Consider the following 18,200-nt stretch of genomic DNA (forward strand, 5'->3'; position numbering starts at 1 on the left):
TCAGGACTGCTCATCGATGTGGCGGGCCAGCGCTTCCGGGGTTCGCAGGGTGAACAGGTCGCGTACGGTGACGATCGGGCCGAACTCGCGGCGCAGCAGCCCGGCCAGCCGCAGCGCCAGCATCGAGTGCCCGCCCATGGCGAGGAAGTCGCTCACCGCGCTCACCTCGTCGTCGTCCAGGTCGAGCGTCTCGGCGAACAGCTCGCACACCACCGCCTCCGTCTCGGTCGCCGGCCCGCGCTCGCCCGCCGACGTCAGCGCGCCCAGCGGCTTGGCCTCGGGCAGCGCCTTGGTGTCGGCCTTGCCGTTCACGGTCAGCGGGATCGCGGTGACCTGAGCGTAGTGCGTGGGCCGCAGATGGCCGGGCAGCGCGGCGCACACCTCGGCCGCGACGGCCGCGAGGTCGGCGCCGTCGAGCACGAGGTAGGCGGCCAGCCGGTACGCCCCGTCCACCCCCGGGTCGGGCTGCGCCACCGCGGCGGCGAACCGTACGGCGGGATGCGCCGCGAACGCCGCCTCCACCTCGCCCGGCTCCACCCGGTGACCGCGGATCTTGACCTGCTGGTCGGTACGTCCCAGGTAGGCGAGGTTGCCGTCCGGCCGCCGCAGCACCAGGTCGCCCGTGCGGTACATGCGCTCGCCCGGCTCGCCGAACGGGCAGGCGACGAACCGGTGCGCGGTCTGCCCGCTCTGCCCGAGGTAGCCGCGGGCGATGCCGACGCCGGAGACGTACAGCTCGCCGGGCACCCCGTCGGGGACCGGGCGCAGCCAGGGATCGAGCACGTACACGTCGGTGTTGTCGATCGGCACGCCCACCACCGGGTCGGCGCACTCGAACGTGCCGACGCCGAGCGTGTTGATCGTGTACTCGGTGGGCCCGTACAGGTTGTAGCCGCACGTGCCCTCCGTCTCCGCGAGCCGCCGCCACAGGCCGGGCGTCACCGCCTCGCCGCCCAGCAGCACCAGCGGCGGCCGCCGCGCCGGGTCGTCCAGCAGCCCTTCGGCCAGCAGTTGCTGGGCGTAGGTGGGGGTGACGTTGACGACGTCGATGCCGTGCTCCAGGCAGTACGCGACCAGCCGCGGCGCGTCCCTGCGCAGCTCCTCGTCACAGATGTGCACCTCGTGGCCGTCGGCCAGCCACAGCAGCTCCTCCCACGACATGTCGAACGCGAACGACACCGTGTGCGCGATCCTGAACACCCGGTGCCCGTGCTCGGCCAGCACCGGCCCGAAGATGCGGCGCTGGTGGTTGACGAGCATGTTCGTCAGCCCGGCGTACTCGGTCACCACGCCCTTCGGCCGGCCCGTCGAGCCCGAGGTGTGGATGACGTACGCGGGATGCCGCAGCCGGTCGGGGTCGTCCGGGGCGAACGTCACGTACGGCTCCGCCTCCGGCAGCGGCCGGTCCAGCGCGATCAGCTCGCCGCTCAGCCTGGGCGCGACGGAGCTCACGGTGAGGATGACGTCGGGGCGGGCGTCCTCGACGATCGCGGCGATCCGCTCGTCCGGGTGGTCCAGCTCCAGCGGCACGTACGCGGCCCCGATCCGCAGCACCGCGAACAGCGCCACGATCGAGTCGAGCGAGCGCGGGATCGCCAGCCCGACCGTCCGCTCAGGGCCGATGCCCCGCTGGGCGAGCACCCCTGCCACCGCCCTGCTGCGCTCCCTGAGCTGCTCGAACGTCATGCTCGCGCCGCCCGCGACGAGCGCCGTCCTGTGCGGTGAGCGTTCGGCCGCCCGGTCGAACCTGTCCACCACCGTGTCGGTGCCGACGTCCGTACGGGGACCTGGCACCGGCATCGCGCCCAGCCCCGGCAGCGCGCCGACCGGGCCGCTCGCCCGGGTCAGGTCGTCCAGCAGGCGCAGGTAGTCATCCAGGAGGCGCTCGGCGCGGACGGTGTCGCCGTCGCGGTACTCCAGCTTCACCGTCAGCCGCTCGCCCGGCGTGACGACCCAGGTGAACGGGTAGTGCGTCGAGTCGTCGGCCAGCACCTCGACGATGCCGTGCCTGGTGTTGATCTCGCCGAGCGCGTCCAGGCCGAGGAAGTTCTGCAGCACGAAGAGGGTGTCGAACAGGGTCTCGTGGCCGGTGTCGCGCTGGATGTCGCCCAGCCCCAGGTGCTCGTGCTCCATCGCGGCGACCCTGGCCGCCTGCACGCCGGCCAGGTAGTCGCGTACGGTGCCGGCCGGGCGGGGCCGCGTCCACATCGGGACGGTGTTGAGCAGCACGCCCACCATGTCGTCCAGCGCCCGGCCGCCCGGCCCTTCGCCGTCGCGGCCGGAGACGGTGACGCCGAAGACCGCGTCGGAGCGGCCGGTGTGCGCGCCGAGCAGCAGCCCGAAGGCGCCGGTCAGCACCGTGTTCAGGGTGACGCCGTGCTGCTTCGCCGCCTCGCGCAGCCGCTCCGACTGCTCGGCCGGCAGCGTACGGACGAGCGCGCGCGGCAACTCCTCCCGCAGCGCGGGCACAGGACCCGCCAGCAGCGTCGGGCCCGACAGCCCGGCGAGCCGCTCGGCCCAGAAGCGCCGGGCCGGGGCGGGATCCCTGGCGTCGAGCGCGCGGGCGTGCTCCTCGAAACTCGGCGTCGCCGGCTCCGGGCCGAGCGGTTCCCCGGCGAGCGCGGCTTCGTAGGCGGTGAACAGGTCGCGCAGCACGATCTCGCGCGACCAGCCGTCCCACAGCAGCAGGTGGTAGCTCAGCAGCAGCACGTCCCCGCCGCCCGGCGGGCGGAGCACGGTCATCCTGATCAGCGGCGGCGCCTCCAGCTCGAAGCCGGTCGCCCGATCCCGCGTGCGCAGGGCCTCGACCTCGGCGTCCGACGCCACGTCCAGCGTGCGGACGGCGACCCGGCGGCCCGCCGCGAGCACCTGGACGGGGTCGCCGTCCGTGTCGGTCGTGAACCCCGCGCCCACGCCGGGGTGCCGGGCGATCACGTACGCCATCGCGTCGGCCAGCGCCGCCGGGTCGAGGCGGCGGTCGAAGGTGAAGCAGCTCTGCGCCACGTAGTCACCGGCCGGGCCCGCCAGCTGCGCCTGGTAGAACAGGCCCTTCTGCAGCGGCGTCACCGGCGCCGTCCGCTCCGCCGTCCCGGCCTTGCGCGCGACCTCGGCCACGGCCTCCCGCCAGCGCTCAGGCAACTCGTCGGGGATGTCGCCGGCCAGCGCGAACGTGGCCCGCAACCTCCCGGTCGCCGCGTCCAGCCAGACGTCCACCTCGACCGCGTACGGGCCGCCGGCGTCCGCTCCCGTGATCGGCACCGCCTGCGACTCGCTGCCCTGGCCGAGGTAGTTGAACAGCACCTGCGGGCTCGTGGTCAGCAGCGGCGCGGTCTGCGGGTTGAGGTGGCGGAGCTGCCCGTACGCGAGGTGCGCCCGCTCGTCCGGCTGCCGCTCGCTCAGCTCACGCGCCGCCTGCACCGGGTCGGTGTGCGGGCTGAGCCGGACGGGCGCGATGGAGGTGAACCAGCCGACCGTCCGCGTGTAGTCGTGGTGCGGCAGCACGGGGACCCGTCCATGCCGCTCCAGGTCGATGGCCAGGTCACCCGGCACGTCCTGAACCCGGGTCAGGGCGACCCGCAAAGCCCCGCACAGCACCTCGGTCACGCCGACGCCGAGCGCAGCAGGCGCATCCCGCGTCACCACCGCACTGACGTCCGGCTCGACCTCCACCGTCACCGTGCGCCGCCCGCCCGGCGGGCCGGACAGCAGCGGGGGAGCCTCCAGGGTCGTGAGCCAGCGGTCGAGCGTGCCGGTGTGATGGGTCGCCGTCGCGGCCAGGGCATCGGCATAGTCCGCGAAGGACGTGCTCTCCGGCGCGAGCGCGGCACCCCGCATCGCGGCGGCCAGGTCATCGAGCAGCACCAGCCAGGAGACCGCGTCCACGGCGAGGTGATGCGCGGTGACGACCAGCGTCCTGCTCGCCTCCAGCCACGCGAACGCGACCATCTCCCCGGCCTCGGGATCGAGCCGGTCGGCCGCCTCGTTCGCCGCCGCGTCGGCCTCGCCGGCCAGGACGACCGTGACCGGCCCGGGCGGCTCGGTCCGCAGCGTCCACACGCCGTGCTCGGTGCTCAGGCGGAGCCGCAGGGCCGGGTGGGCGGCGACGACCGCGTTCGCGGCCCGCTCGGCGTCCGCGAACCCGGTGCCCTCGGGCGCCACCAGCGTCCTGGCCTGGGTGAACCTGGCGAGCGAGTCGCCCAGCCCACGCTGCCGCAACATGATCGGGGTCGGCGCCAGCGGGCCGTCCGCGCGGGCGATCGGCGCGGATTCCGCGGACGTCCCCACGTGCTCGGCGAGCGCGCGCGGCGTCTTGTAGAGGAACACCTCACGCGGCGTGATCGGCAGCCCGAGCGCCCTGGCCCGGTTGACCAGCGCGATGGCCACGATGCTGTCGCCCCCGGCACGGAAGAAGTCGGTGTCCGCGTCCACCTCGACACCGGGCAGCGTCTCGGCGAACACCTGTACCAGCGCGTGCTCACCACCTCTCGCGGTGGTGGCCGAGGGTCGTGGGGTGCGGGTGGTCAGCAGGGCGCGGTCGAGCTTGCCGTTGACGGTCAGCGGCAGCACGTCGATGGGGGCCACCCGGCCCGGCACCATGTACGCCGGCAGCCGCGTCCCCAGCAGTTCGGCCCAGCCGTCCGGCACCCGGCCGACCACGTGCGCCACCAGGTGGTCGCCCGACGGGGCCACGGTGACGGCCACGTCCACCACCCCGTCCAGGTCCCGCATCGCCGACTCCACCTCCCCGAGCTCGATCCTGAACCCCTTGAGCTGCACCTGATCGTCGGCCCGCCCGACGAACTCCAGCTCGCCGTCCAGCGTCCGCCGCGCCAGATCGCCCGTGTGGTACATCCGCGACCCGTCACCGGCGAACGGATCCGCCACGAACCGGGACGCCGTCAGCCCCGGCCGTCCCAGGTAGCCGAGCGACACCTGCGCACCGGCCACGTAGATGGCGCCGACCCGGCCGGGCGGCACCGGCCGCAACCGGTCGTCCAGCAGGTACGTGACCAGCCCCGGGATCGCCCGCCCGATGGGGGAGACGGAGCCCCCCGCGAAGTCCTCGTCGGTCAGCACCCGGTGGGTGACGTGCACGGTGGTCTCGGTGATGCCGTACATGTTGACCAGCTCGGGCGAGCGCGTGCCGTACCGTTCGACCCAGCCGCGCAACCGGCCGAGGTCCAGCGCCTCACCGCCGAAGACGACCACCCGCAGCGACTCCACCGGCTCCGCCGCGTGCCGGTCGGCCTCGGCGAACTGGTAGAACGCCGACGGCGTCTGGTTCAGCACGGTCACCCCGCGCTCGCGCACCACGCGGTGGAAGTCGGTGGGGGAGCGGGTCAGCGCGTACTCGGGGACGAGCAGCTCGCCGCCGTGCGCCAGCGCGCCCCACAGCTCCCACACCGCGAAGTCGAAGGACGCGGAGTGGAACTGCACCCACACGTCGTCCGGCCCGAACCGCAGGTCCGGCCACGTCCCGGCGAGCAGCGACAGGACCGCGGCGTGCGGCACCACCACGCCCTTGGGGCGGCCGGTGGAGCCAGAGGTGTAGATCACGTACGCGGGGTCGTGCGGTCCGACGGCCGGCCTGGTGCCGTCCAGCGGCAGGTCGTCGTCCTGCACGAGCACCCGCGCCCGTCCGCCGGTCAGCCGCTCCATGCGGCCTCGCTGCTCCCGGTCCGCCAGCACCACCTTGGGCGCGGAGTCGGCCAGCAGGTACGCCAGCCGCTCGTCCGGGTACGCCGGGTCGAGCGGCACGTACGCGCCGCCCGCCGAGACGACCGCGATGAGCGCGACCACCTGCTCCAGCGAGCGCGGCACCGCCACCGCGACCCGCTCACCCGGCCCCACCCCGGCCGCCCGCAGCGCCGACGCCACCCGCTCCTTGGCCTCCCGCATCTCCCGGTACGTCATCGACCGCACGCCCCCGTCGATGCCGCACTGGTTGACGGCGACCGCATCCGGATACCGCGCCGCGGCGGCATCGAACAACCCGCCCAGCGTGGTCTCGCGCGCTCCTGGCCACCCGCCATCCTGGAGGGGCCGCGCGTCCGCGAGCGGCCCGCCTTCGTGGAGGTCGGCCGCTGGGGAGATCCGGCCCACCGGGGTGTCCGGGCGGGCGAGGAATGCGGTGAGCGTGCGGGTGAACGTGCCGAGAATGGTCTTGGCACCGCGTTCCCGCAACAGCGCGCCGTCGTAGATGAGCGTGAAGCGCGGCCCGCCGCCGGGCTCCCGCTCCACCACCAGGGTCAGCGGGTAGTGCGGCGCGCCCTCGTTCAGAACCTCGGTGATGACCACCTCGTCCCCGGGCCGCCGCAGGCCGGCCACGTCGGTGGCGACGTCGAACACCACCAGCGTGTCGAACAGCGGCCCGCCGCCCGCCAGCCGCCCGATCACGGACAGCGAGACGTGCTGGTGGTCCCGCACGGCGCTCTGGTGCTCGTGCACGGAGGCGAGCAGCTCGCCGGCCGTGGTGGTGCGCTCCCACCGGGCGCGTACGGGGATCGTGTTGATGAGCAGCCCCACCATGTCCTGGACGCCAGGGAGGTCCGCCTCGCGCCCCGACACCGTGGAGCCGAACACCACGTCCGTGCTGTGCAGGATGCCGCCCAGGGTGGCCGCCCACGCGCTGTGCACGGCCACGCTCAGCGGCACCCCGGCGGCCCTGGGGGCGTCATCGACATCGAGCGCCTCGCTGACGTCCGCGAAGTGTCCTGACGCGGTGTGCCCCTCGGCGACCAGCGAAGGACCGGGCAGCCCGGCGAGCCGGTCCCGCCACACCCGCTCGCTCTCGGCGTCGTCCCGCCCGGCCAGTTCCCGTACGTACGCGGCGAAGCCGTCCTGCGCGTACCCGCTGCCGGGCGCGTGGTACTCGGCCAGCAGCGCCCGCAGCATCACCGGCACCGACCAGCCGTCGGCCACGATGTGGTGCACGGTCTGCACCAGGACGTGCCGATCGGAGCCCCGGCGGATGAGCGTGTACCGCATCAGCGGGCCCACGGCCAGGTCGAACCCGGCGCGGCGGTCCCGCTCGGCGAGGTCGCGCAGCTCCTCGTCCGTGATGCCGGGCCGGTCGAGCGTGGTGAACGGCGCGCGCACGCCGTCCTCCAGCACCGACACCACGCGGCCGTCGGCGAGCGCCACGAAGCGCGCCGCCAGGTTCGGGTAGAGCGCCAGCAGCCGGGTGGCCGCCGTGGCGAGCCGGTCGGCGTCCACCGGGCCGTCCAGGGTGAGCACCTGCTGCTCGACGTAGCTGCCCGCCGAGTCGTCGTCGAAGACGGAGTGGAAGTACAGGCCCTCCTGGAGCGGGGTCAGCGGGAGGACGTCGCGCAGGTTCTGGCCGTCCAGGGCGTCCACGTCGGCCTGGGTGAGGGCGAGCGGCAGGAAGTCGCTGGGGGAGTGGCCGCCGCCGTCGAGCGCGGCGAGGCCCTCCAGCGCCTGGCGGAAGTAGCCGGCGAGCGCCTCGACGTCCTCGCCGGTGAACACGCCGTCGGGCCAGGAGATGGTGGTGACCAGCTCGTACGCGCCAGTCGGCCCGGGCTCGGCGATGGCGTTGAACTCCAGGGCGCGCGGCAGCCGCATCCCCGGGTCGCGCCGCTCGCCCAGCTGCCCGGTCGCGACCGCGAGCTGCCAGTCCGACCGCGTGCCCGCCTCGTACCTGCCGAGGTAGTTGAAGAGCACCTGCGGCGCGGGCGCGTCGAACGCGACGCCGTGCAGGTGGCGCAGCACCCCGTAGGCGATGCCGTTGCCCGGCACCCCGGCCAGGTCCTCCTTCACCTTCTTCAGCGCCGCCGCCAGGTACGCGGGGTCGGTGAAGTCACCGGCCGCGCCCGGGTCCACGGTCACCGGGAACAACGTGGTGAACCACCCGACCGTCCGCGACAGCTCCGGCTCGAACCCGGCCGCTCCGGCGAGGAACCGCCCCTCGCGCCCGTGCCCCTCCAGCTCGACGTGCGCGAACGTCTGCCCCTGCCCCAGCTCCCGCCGCCGCCGGGCCAGCGCGACGGCCAGCGCGGTCAGCAGCACGTCGTTGACCTTCGCATGGAACCGAGCAGGCACCTCACCCAGCACCGCAGCGGTCACCTCAGGGCTTGCGGTGACGACGTGCGCCCGCTCCCGCGCCACGGTGTCCGACGCCTCCAAGGCCCGCCTGCCCAGAGGCAGATCCTCACCGGGCAGCGGCCGGGCGAAGTACGCCCGATCGCCGTCGAACGCTGCCGACTCCAGCACCTGCGTCCACCGCCGAAACGAGGTCCCGGCCTGCGGAAGCACGATCGGCTCAGCTGAGGAGAGCTGCCGCCAGGCAGTGGCCAGATCCTCCATGACGATCCGCCACGACACCCCATCGATCACCACGTGGTGAGCAGCGAGAACCAGCTGCCGCTCCGCCCGCCGCCAAACGGCGCGCACCATGACGCCTCGATCGGGGTCCAGCGCGGCCACGGCCCGCTCCACACACTCCTCAAGCCCGCGGTCGCTCTCCTCCCACACCTTCTGGAGAGTCATGGAGCCGGGGACGTCGAAGCCCCAGGCATCGCCGCGGGTCAAGCGGGCGCGCAACATGGGGTGGTGGTCCACGAGGGTGGTGAGCAGGGTGTCCAGAGCATCGGGGGTCAGAGCCTCCGGGGTGTTGAGGACCACGGACTGGGCGAAGCCGTCGATCGCGTCGGTCGTCTCGCCGAGCCAGCGCACGATCGGGGAGCCCGTGATGGGGCCCGTGGCGACGTCGGCGGAGTCCACCGTGGTCGCCCCCTCGCGGGCGGCGACGGCGGCGAGGGCGCCCAAAGTCGGGCCGGCGAAGACCTGGGCGGCGGTGACATGGAGGCCGCGTTCGCGTAGCGCGCTGATCAGCGAGATCGCCAGAATGCTGTCGCCGCCGAGGCGGAAGAAGTTGCGGTCCACGCCGACCTCGTCCAGGCCGAGCAGCCCGGCCACGGCCGCGCACACCGCGCGTTCCTCGTCGGTGGCGGGCGCCACGACGCGGGAGGCACGCCGCTCGGGCTCGGGCAGGGCGCGGCGGTCGAGCTTGCCGTTGGGGGTCAGGGGGAACGCGGTCATGACGACGACGTGCGCCGGCACCATGTACTCGACCAGGTGCTCGGCGGCCCACGCCGTGACGTCGTCGGGCCGCAGGTCCTCGTGCCCGGCCGCCGGGATGACATACCCGACGAGGTACGTGCCGCCGGAGGCGTGCTTCCTGGCGACGACGCACGTGTGCCGCACCCCGGGATGCTCGGCCAGCGCGACCTCGACGTCCTCCAGCTCCAGCCGCATCCCGCGGATCTTGACCTGGTTGTCGGCCCGGCCGAGGAAGTCGAGCGACCCGTCGGGGGCGAACCTGGCGAGGTCGCCGGTCCGGTAGAGGCGGGAGCCGTCGGAGGCGAACGGGTCGGCCACGAACCGGGAGGCGGTCAGTCCCGGCGCGTTGACGTAGCCGCGCCCGAGCAGGAAACCGCCGACGTACAGCTCGCCGCCCACCCCGAAGGGGACCGGCCGCAGCTCGTCGTCCAGCACGTACAGGCAGGTGTTGGGGTTGGCCCTGCCGATCGAGGTGGACAGGCGCTCGGCCGCGCCCCGGTAGATGACGTGGGAGACGCCGATCGTCGCCTCGGCGGGGCCGTAGCCGTGGTAGAGGGGGATGCCGAGGCGGGTGCGGAAGCGTTCGTACAGCTCGGGGGTGAGCACCTCGCCGCCGCACCACACGTGCCGCAGGCTGTCCAGGCGGCCGGAGTCGCCGGCCATCTCCAGCAGCACGTCCAGCATCGACGACACCAGATACGTGAACGTCACCCGCTGCTCGGCGATCACGCTGAGCAGGTGGTGCGGGTCGCGCTCGCCGCCGGGCCGCAGCACCACCAGCCGCCCGCCGCACACCAGCGGCAGGAAGATCTCGTTGATGGAGATGTCGAACGACAGCGGCGCCTTGAACAGCGAGGCGTCGTCGGGCCCGAAACCGAGGATCTCGCGCGACTGCCACAGTAGCCGCTCGCTGATCGCCTCGTGCCGGATCATCGCGCCCTTGGGCCGCCCGGTCGAGCCGGAGGTGAAGATCACGTACGCCAGCGCGGGCCCGGGCGGCTCGATCCCCGTCGGGGTGGTGGGGTAGCAGCCGTAGCCCCAGGCGTCGAGGTCCACGGCGACGGCGTCCGGCTCGGCGGGGTCATGCTCGCCCGTGCCGTTGAGCTGCGCGACGAGCCCCGCGTCGGCGATGACGAGCGCCCGCCGCTCGGCGGGCCAGCGCGGGTCGAGCGGCACGAACGCGCCGCCCGCCATGAGCACCGCCAGCAGGCCGATCACCATCTCGGCCGAGCGGTCCAGGGAGACGCCGACGGTCTGCTCGGCGGTGAGCCCGTGTTCGAGGAGGTGGTGGGCGAGCTGATGGGCCAGCTCGGCGGCCTCGCGGTAGGTGAGCGTGCGGCGCTCGTCCACGATGGCGACGGCTTCGGGACGGGTGCGTACCTGCTCGTGGAACAGCTCCACGAGGGTCGGCCTGTCCCGGTCCGCGTGGGTGTCGTTCCATCGGGCGAGTTGCGCGAGCCGGGCTTCGACGCTCGACGGGGCGATGGTGCCGATGGGCCGGTCGGGGAAGTCGGCCAGGTCGTCCAGCGCGAGCTGCGCGTCCGCCGGGTCGACGTGCCCGGGAACGGACAGACCTGAGCCGTCCACCCGCCAGCCGCCGGAGGCGCGCCCGCCGCCCGCGGCCCACGCCACCACGTCGGCGAAGAGCGTGGCCGGCGACAGGTCGAGCCCGTCGGGGCTCAGCCCGTCCGCCCAGAAGGCCAACCCGATCGCGCACGCTTCGAGCAGGACCCCGTCCGCATGGTCCCCGGCACGGCGGCGCAGGCCGGCCAGCCGTTCGGGAGAGAGGGATACCGCACGAGTGCTTGGTTCCAGCATGAAGACCTCAGCCGCCCCTTCAGACACTAGTAAGGTAAGCCTAACCTAACAACGATCGGCTAACCAGCCTCGCGCCAGGCCCGCCAGAGCCGCGCGTACCGGCCGCCCGCCGCCACCAGCTCCTCGTGGGTGCCCTCCTCGACCACCTGGCCCGCGTCCAGCACCGCGATGCGGTCGGCCGTCATCGCCTGCGTCAGCCGATGCGCCACGAACAGCGCCGTACGCCCCCGGCACGCCGCCGGCACCGCCCGCTCCAGCTCGGCCGCCCCCTGGCTGCCCGCCTCCGCGGTCGACTCGTCCAGCACCACCACCGGCGCCCGCCCCAGCACCAGCCGGGCCAGCGCGAGCTGTGCGGCCTTGGTGCCGTCGAGCCGCTCGCCGCCCTCGCCGACCAGGGTGTCCAGCCCGCCGGGCAGCGCCGTCACCCACGGCTCGGCGCCCACCGTGCGCAGCGCGTCCATCAGCTCGGCGTCGCTCGCGCCGGGCGCGGCCAGCCGCAGGTCCTCGGCGAGCGGGCCGGAGAATACGTGCGTCTCCTGCGTCAGGATGCTCACCAGCGCCCGCGCGTCGGCCTCGTCCAGGCCGGAGACCGGGGTGTCGCCGACGCGCACCGAGCCGGCCTGCGGCGTGCCGATGCCGGCGATCAGCGCCGCCAGCGTCGTCTTGCCCGCGCCCGTGGCCCCGACCAGCGCCAGCGAGCCGCCGGCCGGGATCGTCAGGTTCACGTCCTTCAGGACGGGCCGCTCGGAGCCGGGATAGGTGAACGTCAGCCCCTCCACCGTCACCGGGTACGAGCCGGACCCGGCGGGTACGCCGCCCGCGAGCCGCTCCTGCGTGGCCTCGCCCAGCACCCCGACCAGGCGGGCCAGGCTGGCGCCCGACTTCTGCGCCTCGTCGAAGGTGAACATGATCGAGCCGAGCGGGTTGAACAGCCGGTGGAACAGCAGCGGCGCCACCGACGCCTCGCCCAGGGTGATCGAGCCGGTCTCCAGCAGCGCGTACCCGACGACGATGATGAGGACGAGCCCGATGAACTCGGCGCGGTTCTCCCTGCCGACGAACCGGCCGAAGAAGCGGAAGACCTCGATGCCGAGGTCGCGCACCCGCCACGACTCGCGGGCCACCCGCTCGCGGAAGAGGGGTTCGAGGCGGTAGGCCCGCACGGTCTCGATCCCGTTCAGGCCGCTGATGAAAGCCTGCGCCCGGTCGGCCTGGGTCTCGCGCTGGCGCCGGTAGAGCGGCGCGGAGCGGGGCAGGTACCAGCGCAGCGCCAGCGCGTACGCGGGCAGCGCCCCCGCCCCCGCCAGCCCCAGCCGCCAGTCGAGCCCGAACATGCCGATCGTGGCGATGACGACGAGCACGGCCGCGGAGAACAGCGTGGGGACGGCCGTGCGGATGCCCTTGGACACCACGGCCACGTCGTCGCCCACCCGCGACAGCACGTCGCCGTGCCCGACCTGCTCGATCCTGGCGCTGGGCAGGCCGAGCACCGCGCGTACGGCGCCCTCGCGCAGCCGCGCCAGCAGATCGGCGCCGAGCCGCCCGATCAGGTACGTCGAGGCCGCCGCGGCCACCGTGCCGAGCAGCAGCGCGACCGCGAGCAGCACACCGACCGTGACGAGCAGCTCCCGCGCCTCGCCGCTCCCGGCGCCGGCGACCACGCCGTCCACCACCCTGCCGAGCAGGAACACCGGCAGGACCTGCAGCGCCGCCCCCGCCACCGTGGTCACGACGGTGGCGGCGGTCAGCCACGGCGTGTCGCGGCAGTGCGCCACGACCCACCGGGCGGCCTCGCGCGCGCTCGCCGTGCGCAGGATGGCGGGGGCGGATGCGGTGCCGGTGCTCACACCAGGACCGCCGCAGGCGGGGGAAGGGGTGCCGCCGTCACGGCTGGACCGACTTGACGAGCTCGTCGATCGCGTACGGCAGCGACAGCAGCGTGCCCTGCGACATGGCCGCGCCGATCGCCGGGCCCTCGCTGTCCAGCAGCCACGAGACGTTGCCCTCCTTGACCGCGGGCAGGTTGGCGAACAGCTTGAACTTCTTGAGCGCGTCCTGGTCGGCCTGGTCGGCGATGACGAAGATGTGGTCGACGTCCACCAGGTCGATGCGCTCGGGGGACAGCACGGTGTAGAAGCTGCCACCGGCGATCTCGTCGATCTCCGGCTGCCCCTTGAAGCCGATGCCCGTCACCATCCGGCCGCGCACGTCGGTGGTGGTGAAGGGCGCGACCGAGTTCTTGTACCAGGACAGCGCGACCGCCGTCTTCTCGGCCCACTCGGGGTGCGCCTCACGCGCCGCCTTGAGCTTGGCGTCGATGTCGGCGATCATCGTGGCGCCCTCCTCGGCCTTGCCGAGCGCCTTGGCGATGTGCAGCGCGTTGTCCTGCCAGGGCGCGCTGAACGGCTCCTTCTCGGTCTTGGTGCGACCGACCGTGGGGGCGATCTTCGACAGGCGGTCGTAGGCGGCCTGGTCGATCTCCGAGTAGACGGCGATGATCAGATCGGGCCGCAGCGCGGCGATCTTCTCGTAGTTGGGGCCCGAGTCGCCGTTGGTCATGATGACCTCGGGTTGCGTGTCGCCCCACTTGTCCTTCACCCAGGGCCACTGGGTGTTGATGTCGGGCGTCTTGCCGGGCGGGTTCGGATATTGGTCCACCATGCCGACCGGCTTGATGCCGAACGCCAGGATGGCCTGGTCGTCGGTGTAGCCGACGGAGACGACCCGCTCGGGGGCCTTGGTGATCTCCGTGGTGCCGAAGGCGTGCTCCACGGTGACGGGGAACGCGCCGCCCGCGCCGGCGGCCTGAGTGGCGGAGGTGGTCGCGCCCGGCTGCTCCGTGGCTCCGGAACCGCACCCCGCGAGGAGGGCCGTGGCGGACAACACGGCGGACAACGCCACCGTCAACCGCCGCAGGGTCTTCGCAACTGTCGTTCGTGGGGAGAGCATCCGCAAGTCCCTTGCTGTCGTGCTTTGGCTGCACCACCGACGTGGGCAGGCAAACCGTAACACGAAGAGGTTAGGTAAGGCTAACCTAACTGTTCAGCGTCCTCTGGCTCTTCTGAGATTGGCCCGCACCAGGACGTACACGAGGAACGGGCCGCCGATCGCGGCCGTCACCACGCCGACGGGCAGCACCACCGGCAGCGCCGTGCGCGCCACCAGGTCCGCGCCGATCAGCAGCACCGCTCCCATCAGCCCGGAGGCCACCAGCGGCGGCGTCGGGTACCGCGTCAGCCGCATCGCCACCTGCGGCGCCACCAGCGCCACGAACGCCACGGGACCCGCCGCGCTCACCGCCACCCCGGCCAGCAGCACCGCGCAGAGCAGCAGCACGCCCCGCACCACCGAGAACCGCACGCCGAGCCCCGCCGCCACCTCGTCACCGAAGTGCAGCGGTTTGAGATGGAAGGCCACGTACGCCACCACGGCCAGCAGCACGAGCAGGCACCACGCCGCCGGCAGCACCTCCTCCCAGGTGCGCGAGTCCAGCGAGCCGACCAGCCACGCCTGTGCCCGCGCCACGTCGCGGATGTCCGCCGTGGCCAGCAGCCACACCGTGATCGCCTCCGCCACGGCGCTCACCGAGATGCCGATGAGGATCAGCCGCATGCCGTCGATGCCACGCCGCCAGGCCAGGAAGTACACCAGCAGGCCGGTGCAGAGGCCGCCGCCCAGCGCCGCCGCCGGCAGCCCCACCGTGCCGGCGATCGCCGAGGCAGCGCCGCCCGTCACCGTCACCAGGAACACCGCGACCATGCTCGCGCCGCCGGTGATGCCCAGCACGTCGGGGCTGGCCAGCGGGTTGCGCGCGATCGACTGCGTGATCGCCCCCGACACCCCGAGCGCGACCCCGACCACCAGCCCGGCCAGCGCCCGCGGCATCCGCAGGTCCATCACCACGAACTCGTCCACCCGCTCGCCCTGCCCGAACAGCGTCGCCACCACCTGCGGCAGGGCGATGGGGAAGTCGCCGAGCGCGATCGACAGGCAGAACACCAGGAACGCCGCCGCCGCGAGCAGCAACGTCGCGCACACCATCCACGGCCGCCACACGAACGACGCGCGGCCGACCCGCACGCCGCGCACCACCGTCGCGATCACGTCTTCCTGAACTTTCCGCGCCACACGAGCGCCGCGAAGAAGGGGGCGCCGGCCAGGGCGACGACGACGCCCGCGGGCAGCTCACCCGGCCGCGTCACCACGCGCCCCAGGATGTCGCAGGCCAGCAGGATCACCGCGCCGAGCAGCCCGGCGAACGGCACCAGCCACCGGTAGTCGGGCCCGGTCACGTAGCGGGCGACGTGGGCCACCATGAGGCCGAGGAACGCGATCGGCCCGCACGCCGCCGTCGCCGCCCCCGCCAGCACGGTGATGGCGACGATGCCGACGGCCCTGTTGCGGGCGATGTTCACGCCCATCGCGCGGGCCACGTCGTCACCCAGGTTGAGCAGGTTGACGGCGGGCAGCGTGGTCGCCGCCAGCACCAGCCCCGCCCCGATGAACACGACCACCGGCCAGATCACGTCGAACCCGACCCCGGCGACGCCGCCCGCGTTCCAGAACCGCAGCGCGTTGAGCGAGGTCTGGTCCGTCAGCGCGATCGCCGTGGTCATCGCCGCCAGGAACACCGCGATGCCCTGCCCGGCCAGCGCCAGCGTCAGCGGGTTGCCCGCGCCCTGGCCGATGCTGGCCAGCCCGAACACCACCACCCCTGCCGCCGCCGCGCCCAGGAAGGCGAACCACACGTACTGGTACGGGTTGGCCAGGCCGAACAGGATGATCACGGTGACCACGGCGAACGAGGCGCCCGCGTTCACTCCTAAAAGGCCCGTGTCGGCGATCGGGTTGCGGGTGTAGCCCTGGATCAGCGCGCCGCCGACGCCGAGCGCGATGCCGGCCGCGATGGCCAGCACGGTCCTCGGCACGCGGACGGTCTGCACGATGAGCGTGATCTCGGTGAGCCGCTGATCGCCGCCCGCCGCCGCGAACAGGCCGTGCCACACCTCGCCGGGGCTCAGCGCGCGCGCCCCGACGGCCAGTGACGCGCCCGCCACGACCACCAGGACCACCGCGAGCGCGCCCGCGCCGACGATCCGCCGCCGGCGGGCACGTTTCACCACACTCGTGCTCATGGGTCCTTATCGTTCGACTTAGGTAAAGCTATCCTTAGCTGACGGTCAAAGGGAAGGGTACGGGAACGCATGGGGGAGACGTTCGCGAGGTACGGGCTCACCGGCGAACCCGGCACAGAGGAGTTCTGGCGGGCCGCGCGCTCGCCCGCCGTCGCATCGGACGGCGAGGGCTGGACGGCGCTCTTCCTGTGGCGCGGCGGGCCGGCGCGCGTCGTCTTCGAGAGCTGGTCGCAACCGGTGCCGCTCACCCGGTTCGGCAGGACCGACTGCTGGTACGCCGAGGTCGCCATGCCCGCCCGGCTGCGGGTGACGTACCAGGTGGAGACAGGAGACGGCGCGTTCGCCGACCCCCTCAACCCCGTCGGGGCCGGTGGCGAGCGGTCGATCGCGGCCACGCCCGACGTGGCCGAGCAGCCGTACTGGCCCCCCGTCGGCCCCGACGACGTGCTGCCGCTCCCCGACACCCGCCTGCGGTGGGCAAGTGCGGTGCTGGGCGGGCGGCGTACCGTGCGGGTGCATCCCGCGGGCGGCGGCGGGCCCGTCGTGCTGCTGCTCGACGGCGACGACTGGCTGCACCTGCATCCGGCCATGACCGCGTTCGACGCCGCCGTGGCCGCGGGCGCGCTGCCGCCCGTCACGCTCGTCTTCCTGCCCGCCCGCGACCGCTCCCACGAGTACGCCTGCCGCCCCGAGCTGTGGCGGGCCGTCCGCGACGAGCTGCTGCCCCTGGTCACCGGCAGCGGCGTGCCCGCCGACCCCGGCACGCTGGTGGTCGCCGGGCAGAGCCTCGGCGGGCTCACCGCCCTGTACGCCGCCCTGGAGTTCCCCGGCCTCATGACCGGCGTGGCCTGCCAGTCGGGCTCGTTCTGGTGGGAGCCGGGGGCCGAGTCGCGCGCCGACCCGCTCGGCGGCCCGGCGGGCGGCGCCGTCGCCGCCCGCCTGGAGCGGGAGCGGGGCCGCCCCGACCTGTCCGGCCTGCGGGTCGCGTTCGACGTGGGGGAGCACGAGCACCGCATGCTGCCCCACTGCGAACGCGTCGAGAGCCTGGTCGAGCGGGCGGGCGCCATCGTACGCGTGTCGCGCTCACCGTCGGAGCACGACCGGGCCGGCTGGCGGCACGCCCTGCTCAGAGACGTCGCCTGGGTGCTCGGTTCCTAGGGGTGCCTGGTCAGGTAGCCGCCCATGGCGCGGAACACCTCGGTGGCGGGCAGGTCGGCGCCGTCCTCCGTACGGACCCGCTCGATCACCAGTCCGTGACCACGCCCCTTGCGGGCCTCGGCGCCCGCCACGATGACCACGCCGTCGCCCTCGCGGATGAAGACCCGGCCAGGCGTGCCGCCGTAGATCCCCTGCGACACCGACGCCTTGGTGACGCGGATCCGCTCGCCCTTGTAGTAGGTGAAGGCGTTCGGGTACGGGTCGGACTGGGCGCGTACCAGCCGCTCGATGTCCTCGGCGGGCCAGGTCCAGTCGATGTCGCCGTCCTCGACCGAGCGCTTGTGGAAGAAGCTGGCCTTCGAGCGGTCCTGCGGCGTGAAGACGGCCGTGCCGGAGTCGATGAGGTCGAGCGCCTCGGTGACGATCGGCCCGATCAGGTCCACCGTGCGGTGGAACAGGTCGGTGGCGGTGTCCTGAGGCCCGACGGGAACGGCACGCTGCACGACGATGTCGCCGGCGTCCAGCTCCTCGTTCATCATGTGGGCGGTCACCCCCACCTCCTTCTCGCCGTTGATCAGCGCCCAGATCAGCGGGGAGAAGCCGGCGTACGCGGGCAGCAGCGAGTCGTGCACGTTGAGCGTGCCGTGGCGGGGGAGCGCGAAGATCTCCGGCGGGATCCACGTCCGCCAGTTGTTGGCGACGATGAGGTCGGGCTCGGCCTCCTTGAGCCGGGCCATCAGCTCGTTGTCGTCGGGCCTGTTGCGCAGCAGCACCGGCACGCCGTGGGCCTCGGCCAGCTCGGCCACCGAGTCGTTCCAGATCCTCTCGTACGCGTGCTCGCTCCTGGGATGCGTCACCACCAGCACGACCTCGTGCGTGGAGTCCAGAAGAGCCTGGAGCGTGCGATGCCCCCAGGTCTGGTAGCCGAACATCACGACCCGCATGGTGTCTCCTTGTCGAGAGGAACCGCTTCGGTTAGGGTGACCTTAATTAGGCAAGGCTAACCTAATT

7 protein-coding genes are annotated in these 18,200 nt (G+C 73.3%); 1 reads left to right on the forward strand and 6 read right to left on the reverse strand.

Features of this window, described 5'->3' with window-relative positions; all coding sequences use genetic code 11:
- The 5 genes from AB0K18_RS36675 to AB0K18_RS36695 all read right to left on the reverse strand — a co-directional run bounded on the left by AB0K18_RS36675 (position 1) and on the right by AB0K18_RS36695 (position 16,031).
- On the reverse strand, positions 1–10,896 hold the full coding sequence (locus AB0K18_RS36675; protein ID WP_364924038.1) for an amino acid adenylation domain-containing protein: 10,896 nt from the start codon (positions 10,894–10,896) through the stop codon (positions 1–3).
- A 59-nt stretch (positions 10,897–10,955) separates the two neighbouring features.
- Positions 10,956–12,743, reverse strand: coding sequence for an ABC transporter ATP-binding protein (locus AB0K18_RS36680; RefSeq protein ID WP_364924041.1), 1,788 nt, complete (start codon positions 12,741–12,743; stop codon positions 10,956–10,958).
- 37 nt (positions 12,744–12,780) lie between these two features.
- Positions 12,781–13,797 carry an iron-siderophore ABC transporter substrate-binding protein gene (locus AB0K18_RS36685; protein WP_364924165.1) on the reverse strand — a complete coding sequence of 339 codons (1,017 nt, stop codon included), beginning with the start codon at positions 13,795–13,797 and terminating at the stop codon, positions 12,781–12,783.
- Between the two features lie 141 nt (positions 13,798–13,938).
- On the reverse strand, positions 13,939–15,000 hold the full coding sequence (locus AB0K18_RS36690; RefSeq protein WP_364924044.1) for an iron chelate uptake ABC transporter family permease subunit: 1,062 nt from the start codon (positions 14,998–15,000) through the stop codon (positions 13,939–13,941).
- Entirely contained in the window at positions 14,997–16,031 is a 1,035-nt protein-coding gene (locus AB0K18_RS36695) for an iron ABC transporter permease (protein WP_364924047.1), read from the reverse strand. The genes AB0K18_RS36690 and AB0K18_RS36695 overlap by 4 nt, the downstream gene beginning before the upstream one ends.
- A gap of 69 nt (positions 16,032–16,100) precedes the next feature.
- On the opposite strand from AB0K18_RS36695, the gene AB0K18_RS36700 reads away from it, so the two are divergent.
- On the forward strand, positions 16,101–17,189 hold the full coding sequence (locus tag AB0K18_RS36700) for an alpha/beta hydrolase-fold protein (protein WP_364924050.1): 1,089 nt from the start codon (positions 16,101–16,103) through the stop codon (positions 17,187–17,189).
- Here the strand turns inward: AB0K18_RS36700 and AB0K18_RS36705 are convergent.
- Complete coding sequence (locus tag AB0K18_RS36705) at positions 17,186–18,133, reverse strand: methionyl-tRNA formyltransferase (RefSeq protein WP_364924053.1); 948 nt, start codon at positions 18,131–18,133, stop codon at positions 17,186–17,188. The genes AB0K18_RS36700 and AB0K18_RS36705 overlap by 4 nt on opposite strands.
- Positions 18,134–18,200: the final 67 nt, after the last annotated feature.

This window comes from Nonomuraea sp. NPDC049421 (assembly GCF_040677005.1).
In the GTDB taxonomy this organism is placed as follows: Bacteria; Actinomycetota; Actinomycetes; order Streptosporangiales; family Streptosporangiaceae; genus Nonomuraea; species Nonomuraea salmonea.